The sequence below is a fragment of the Flavobacteriales bacterium genome (assembly GCA_019694795.1).
Taxonomy (GTDB): Bacteria; Bacteroidota; Bacteroidia; order Flavobacteriales_D; family UBA2798; genus UBA2798.
The window spans coordinates 1-6,535 of the sequence record JAIBBF010000096.1 but is presented as its reverse complement, the minus strand read 5'-3'; the positions used below and the strand labels follow the sequence as shown (position 1 = coordinate 6,535).

Here is a 6,535-nt window from a genome sequence, read left to right as displayed (position 1 = left end):
AAACTGGAACGCTTATCAGTCGATCACCGAAGGAATTTCGGGTGAATCATTACTGCTGTTGTGTGATCCGCAAACCAGCGGCGGACTTCTGGTAGCGGTAAGCGAATCGGAAGCTGAAAAATTTTCTTCCACCTATCAGTTATCAGCTATTGGGAAAATCATTCGCAACACAAGTGAAAAACGACTCATCATCCTGCCATAAAAAAGGTCCCGAAGGACCTCTTATTAATTGCGTAAAGTAAATTTAATGGGAACCGTGTATCGTACATTTACGGCCTTTCCACGTTGTTGACCGGGAATCATATCAGGTAATTTATTTACCACACGTAATGCTTCTGCATCCAGGTCCTTTTGAACGCCACGGATGACTTGTGCATCATCCACTTTTCCGTTTTTATTTATGCGGAAGGAAACAAAAACAGTTCCAGAAATATTATTTTCTTTTGGAAATGCTGGATACTTCAGGTATTTACTAAATGTCTTAAACATATTCTGCTGCGTACACTGTTCGCGTTGTTGCTTATCTTTTATAGAAGCACACTCTACACAATAAGGCATATCCTCTACAATTGTAAAATCTTCCTCTACAATCACATCCTCAGTAAATCCTCCACCAATTACTACGGAGTCGGTAGGATCTCCAATATTGGGCAAATTCTGATTGGGACTCACCGGGTGATTGACCACATTAATATTAACGGCAGAAGGCGCATTGCTGGGACCTGCAGGACGATTATCATTTCGCTGTTCCGGTTGCGGCTCTTTCGGTTTTGGAATTTCCAGGTCGATATCGAGCACTTTCTCATCCATTATTTCATCCGGAATTACAGTTCCGCGAATTGATACTTCTTTATTCTCGAAAGTGGTGTACTCAAATGCACACAGGCAAATTGCCATGGCAGAAACAAGACCCAGTTGAAACAATCCGCTTCTCTTGTTGCGGATTTCTGCATTTTCATTTTTTTTCGTATTCATAACAACAAGATTTAAGATGAATTAGTCAACTATAAATGAAATAGGAATTCGGAAATAAGTAGGAACAGGTCTGCCCATTTTAGAAGCAGGAACCATGGTAGGAATCATGCGAATCAATCGCTCGCATTCTGCCATCACGGAAGGTGACAGATTACGTTTGTTGATGGCGGTTACTTCTCCAATATTTCCATTGCGGTCCACCACAAAAACAATCGATGCCTCCTGATTACGACGCGATTCTTTTACATCTTTTGGAATTCGGATATTACGTACGATAATGGAATTAATTTCCTTTTTAGAACATTCAAATCGTTCTGCAAAAGAGGTTTGATTACAATGCGGGAAATAAGGTTTGGTATCCAACTCATCCGGATTCACAGGATCTACATCATCAATGATGTTATCGGTGGTATCAGAAAATACCAAAGTGATTTCATTTTCTCCGTCAGTAATTTTTGCAACCGATTCCTCCACTTCTTTTTCAGTGCTGGTAATTTCCGTTGCTATTTCGGTAACGTTAGATGATTTACTGCTTTCGTTTTTTTGCTCCTGAGGTTGATGCTTGGGTTTTGGTGGCTCCGGTAGATCTACAGGAATAGGTTCGTCGACAATATCAATCCTATGACCAGCAGTGATGATATCACCATGTTTTGGTGAAGTACTTGTCCATTCAAATGCCACAAGAGTGAGCGATAATGCAATCAGCATTCCGATGCTGAACATCCCCTTTGGAATAGTATTGGATTTCCTGTTCATAACGCTTCTTTAGCCTAAAAACAGGAAGGGGTATGTATTATTGCGGCAAGGGACCAGGTATTGATTCTGGGGTAGAAAGGATTGAGGGAACGGTAAAAAAAAGAGGAGAACGGGGTCTCCTCTATAGTTCAACTAAGTGAATAGAAATTATAAAGAGCCTGTTCTGCCTCCGTCTACCGGAATATTAATTCCATTAATATAAGATGCAGCAGGAGAGGCTAAAAAAGCAACGGCAGCGGCCACTTCATGCGGCTGTGCTACACGTAACATAGGAACCTCTGCAGCCATTTCAGCTAAAACTTCTTCGGGACTTTTACCACTTTTCTCAGAGCGCTTCTTAGCGATGCTATCCAAACGATTGGTCATGGTTGCTCCCGGTAAAACATTGTTCACCGTAATTCCATACCGACCCAATTCATTCGCAAGCGTCTTACTCCAATTCGCCACCGCAGCACGAATGGTGTTCGATACGCCTAACCCGTGAAGAGGAACTTTAACAGAAGTGGAAATGATATTAATGATACGTCCGTATCCGGTTTCCTTCATTCCCTCAGCCACACATTGCACCAAAATGTGATTGCAAATTAAATGTGCATTAAAGGCATGCAGAAAATCTTCCTTTTTGGCATCAAGAATAGGACCTCCGGCAGGACCGCCCGTATTATTCACCAAAATATTTACCGGTCCGTTTTCAGCAATGAAATCTTCCACTCTGATTTTTAATTCCGGAGGAAAATCAAAATCCGCAACAATATAATGATGTTCCTGACCTGCCGATGTGCTTAGTTCATCTCTCGTTTTAATCAGCTTTTCTTCATTACGGGCCACCAGTATTACCGATGCGCCCATCGAAGCCAATTCAAGCGCTGAGGCTTTGCCTATACCATCGGTGCTTCCGCAAACCATGGCTTTTTTTCCACGTAAATCAATGTTCATGATCAGGTATTTATCACGAATGTAAAGTATTTTTTCACCAGAGAAAATTCTTAGCGGTTTATAGAGTGAAAAAACTGTTATTTTTATGATGAACTAAATCCTTCTGCCATGAGTGTTATCATGCCTTTCAATTTCAAACAATGGATCGACGATAATCGCCATCTGTTAAAACCACCGGTGAATAATAAGGTGATTTATCAGGACACTGAATTCATCGTAATGGTAGTTGGTGGTCCCAACGCCAGAAAAGATTATCACTTTAACGAGAGTGAAGAATTCTTTTATCAGATTGAAGGAGATGTTTTGGTAAAAGTTCAAATCGACGGAAAAGCTGTGGAAGTCCCCATCAAAGAAGGTGAAATATTTTTGTTACCTCCGAATATTCCCCATTCACCGATTCGTCCGGCAAACACAGTTGGATTGGTGATTGAACGTAAGCGAAGAGAAAACGAGAATGATGGTCTCATGTGGTTTTGCGATAAATGCAATCACAAATTATTCGATAAGCGATTTAAATTACGCAGCATAGAAAAAGATTTTCTTCCCACATTCAGGGAGTTCTACATGTCGGAAGATTTACGCACCTGCAAAAGTTGCGGACATGTAATGGAAGTGGATGAACGATTTACTGATCACGAAAATTAATTCGTAGTGGCGCGCTATTTCACCATCGATATTCACACCCATATTTTACCCGAACACATTCCCAATTGGAAAGAGCGTTTTGGTTATGGCGGATTTATTCATCTGGATCATCATAAACCTTGCTGCGCGAGAATGATGAAGGACGATAAATTCTTTCGTGAAATCGAAGACAATTGCTGGAGTGCAGAAAAGAGAATGCAGGAATGCGACGATCAAATTGTAGATGTGCAGGTTATTTCCACCGTACCGGTGATGTTTCATTATTGGGCAAAACCGGAACATTGTTTGGAAACATCTGTGTTCCTCAACGATCATATTGCCGACGTAGTTAAACGTTATCCAAAACGATTTGTTGGTCTCGGTACATTACCGATGCAGGACACAGCTCTTGCCGTTAAAGAATTAATCCGTTGCAAAGAAATTGGATTAAAAGGAATTCAGATTGGAACCAACATCAACGGATTAAATCTGAGTGAAGCACAATTTTTCCCCATATTCGAAAAATGTCAGGAACTCGATCTTTGCTTATTCATTCATCCCTGGGATATGATGGGCGAAAGTCAGATTCAACGCTATTGGTTGCCCTGGCTGGTAGGAATGCCTGCTGAAACTTCACGTGCTATTTGTTCACTTATATTCGGCGGAATTTTTGAGCGTCTGCCGCAATTACGCGTTGCCTTTGCACATGGAGGAGGATCGTTCCCTTCTACCATTGGCCGCATACAACACGGATTTGATGTGCGTCCCGATTTATGCGCCATCGACAACCACGTTCCACCCCGCAATTATCTGCGTAAATTCTGGATCGACTCCCTGGTACACGATGAAAAAATGCTGGATTTTGTAGTGGACATGTTCGGTCCAGAGAAAATTGCTATGGGAACCGATTATCCTTTTCCATTGGGAGAATTACAACCTGGAAAACTGATCCGCGATTCGAAATACAATGATGCCGAAAAAGAAATGATGCTTAGCGGCTCAGCGCTGGAGTGGTTAGGAATGAAAAAAGAAGAATTGCTTTAAATTCTTACACCGATTACACACACATCGTCAATCTGCTCAAGCACTCCTCTCCATCGGTCGAACTCTATACTTAAACGTTGACGTTGTTCCTCCATGGAATAACTGCAACCGTCGAGCAAAAGTTCTTTAAATCGCGATTGCTTCATTTTTTTGCCCGACTCCCCGCCAAACTGATCGGCAAATCCATCGGAAAATATATAGATACAATCTTTCGGCTTCAGTTCAATTTCGTGCAGTGTAAACGGGAATTTATGGTCAAAACGTCCAATCGGTTGTTTGTCGCCTGCAAAACTCAGTAATTCTTTTTCACGCACAATCAGTAAAGGATTATTGGCGCCCGACCAATAAAGTTTTTGATTATCGAGATCCAGCACACAAAATGAAACATCCATTCCATCCGAAACCTGATCATCACTTTTAGAAAAGGTGTCTTCTACCAATTCATTTACTTTATTCAATACTTCATTCGGTTTCCATAACGAAAATTCACGCACGGCTCTGTTGATGGCATTATAACCTAAAACACTCACCATAGCGCCGGGAACACCATGTCCGGTACAATCGCAAACCGCATACATAATCAGCGAATCACCCTGCTCATTTTTCATTTGCTCCATCCAGTAAAAATCTCCGGCTACAATATCTTTTGGTTTGTACAAAACAAAGGATTGTTTCAGGTATTCTTTTACAATACGGTTAGAAGGTAGAATCGCATCCTGAATACGTTTTGCATAGCGAATGGAATCGGTAATGTTGCGGTAGGCTTCGCTGACTTCTTCGTGTTTTAATTTTAATTCTTTCGACTGATAGAGAATTTTATCCTTTAATCCCTTGGTGCGGTAATACAAATACAAACTAAAACCGGCAGCAAGCAGTACAACAGAAATAACAAACCATAAAAAACCAACTTCACGGCGCGCCTCTTCGGCATGTAATTTTTGTTCGGCTGTTTCAATTTTACTTTCTGCCAGCTCCTTTTCTTTTCTACCCAGCATCACTTTCTTCTCCAGATCATTGATGCGGTTAATACGCTCGAAATTGTAAAGCGTATCATTGAGCGCAACCAGTTTATTTAATGTATAAAATGCATTTTTAAAATCATTCAGGCTTTTATACAACTCCACCATCTCTTCCAATGCTTCACTGCGCTCATAATCGAGATGATTCGCCAATGAAAATGAAACACTTTCTTCCAGGTATTGTTTTGCTTTTGCAGATTGACCTAACAAACGATAGGTGCGTCCCAATAACATCGTACCGGTGGAATAACTATCCTTCATGTCAAGATCCTTCGCTACTACAATCGCTTTTTCGAACCAGGGCAAGGCATCTTTCGCTTTATCGCATGCCAGAAAATACAATCCCTGATTTTGAAAAAGAAAATACAAATCCGAATCTTTCATCCAGCTCTCCAGCAAAAACAATTCATCCAATGCCCAACGCGCTTCAGAAGTATCTCTGCGATGAGCAGCATCCAGCGAATAATTAAACAGAACACGAATCATTCCCTTATGATCATCGATAGAACGATACAATTCAATGGCCTTCTTAATAGCGGCTGTTTCTGCTACGGGATTATTTAACCGTCCGTATAAAATAGCGCGCAAACGTAAAACATCGGCTTGACCACCAACATTGTTTTTTCGTAAATAAATTTCTTCTGCAAGCGTCAGTTCTTCATTGGCTTCATCGTACCGCGTTTTTAATAAATAATAACGAGCCTTGTAACGATGCGCTCTTGCCATTTCAATTTCATTGCTGCGAAGCGAAGGATCCGCCATGGCTTTTTCACAAAGAATAAATGAAGAATCCGGATCACTGAAGTAGAGGGAGTCGGACAGATTCAATAAACTCGATTGTGCATGGACCGCATGTAGCAGGCCAAAAAAAATAAAGACGGAAAAAATTCTAAAAATTGGCAAGAGGAAAGTATTTCGTCAAAAATAAGCAAAGTTTATTTCACCAGGGTGACATGTCCCATTTTCACTTTATAAATATCGGGCTCTATGTAATCGGAATATTCAATCTTCCACACATAAACATCATTCAAACACATCACATTTTTAAATGTGCCATTCCAGCCTTCATTGGGATTGGTAGAATGAAAAATCACCTCTCCCCAGCGATTGAAAATCCAGAATTCATACGTGGCAAGATTGCGAACCACCGGCTGAAAAATATTATTGTGTTCATCCGCATT

The 6,535-nt window shown here is 40.9% G+C and carries 8 protein-coding genes; 3 read left to right on the top strand and 5 right to left on the bottom strand.

All coding sequences use genetic code 11. The features are described 5' to 3' along the window. A partial coding sequence (locus tag K1X56_14580; GenBank protein MBX7095945.1) for a hypothetical protein occupies positions 1-202 on the top strand: 202 nt, incomplete at its 5' end. A gap of 23 nt (positions 203-225) precedes the next feature. Here the strand turns inward: K1X56_14580 and K1X56_14575 are convergent. The 3 genes from K1X56_14575 to K1X56_14565 form a co-directional block, all read right to left on the bottom strand. After that, on the bottom strand, positions 226-975 hold the full coding sequence (locus K1X56_14575) for an energy transducer TonB (GenBank protein MBX7095944.1): 750 nt from the start codon (positions 973-975) through the stop codon (positions 226-228). A 21-nt stretch (positions 976-996) separates the two neighbouring features. Then, positions 997-1,731, bottom strand: a complete 735-nt coding sequence (locus K1X56_14570) for an energy transducer TonB (GenBank protein MBX7095943.1) — start codon at positions 1,729-1,731, stop codon at positions 997-999. A 147-nt stretch (positions 1,732-1,878) separates the two neighbouring features. Then, a complete protein-coding gene (locus K1X56_14565; GenBank protein MBX7095942.1) occupies positions 1,879-2,667 on the bottom strand; it encodes an SDR family oxidoreductase in 789 nt (262 codons plus the stop codon). 108 nt (positions 2,668-2,775) lie between these two features. Here K1X56_14565 and K1X56_14560 point away from each other — a divergent pair, with 108 nt between their 5' ends. Together K1X56_14560 and K1X56_14555 are read left to right on the top strand one after the other, a co-directional pair. Continuing rightward, positions 2,776-3,312 carry a 3-hydroxyanthranilate 3,4-dioxygenase gene (locus K1X56_14560; protein ID MBX7095941.1) on the top strand — a complete coding sequence of 179 codons (537 nt, stop codon included), beginning with the start codon at positions 2,776-2,778 and terminating at the stop codon, positions 3,310-3,312. Positions 3,313-3,318: 6 nt separating this feature from the next. Continuing rightward, positions 3,319-4,335, top strand: a complete 1,017-nt coding sequence (locus K1X56_14555; GenBank protein ID MBX7095940.1) for an amidohydrolase — start codon at positions 3,319-3,321, stop codon at positions 4,333-4,335. Here K1X56_14555 and K1X56_14550 read toward each other — a convergent pair. Continuing rightward, positions 4,332-6,182 carry a SpoIIE family protein phosphatase gene (locus K1X56_14550; GenBank protein MBX7095939.1) on the bottom strand — a complete coding sequence of 617 codons (1,851 nt, stop codon included), beginning with the start codon at positions 6,180-6,182 and terminating at the stop codon, positions 4,332-4,334. The genes K1X56_14555 and K1X56_14550 overlap by 4 nt on opposite strands. A 107-nt stretch (positions 6,183-6,289) precedes the next feature. Then, positions 6,290-6,535 (bottom strand): gliding motility-associated C-terminal domain-containing protein (locus K1X56_14545; protein MBX7095938.1); only part of this gene is annotated, 246 nt, incomplete at its 5' end.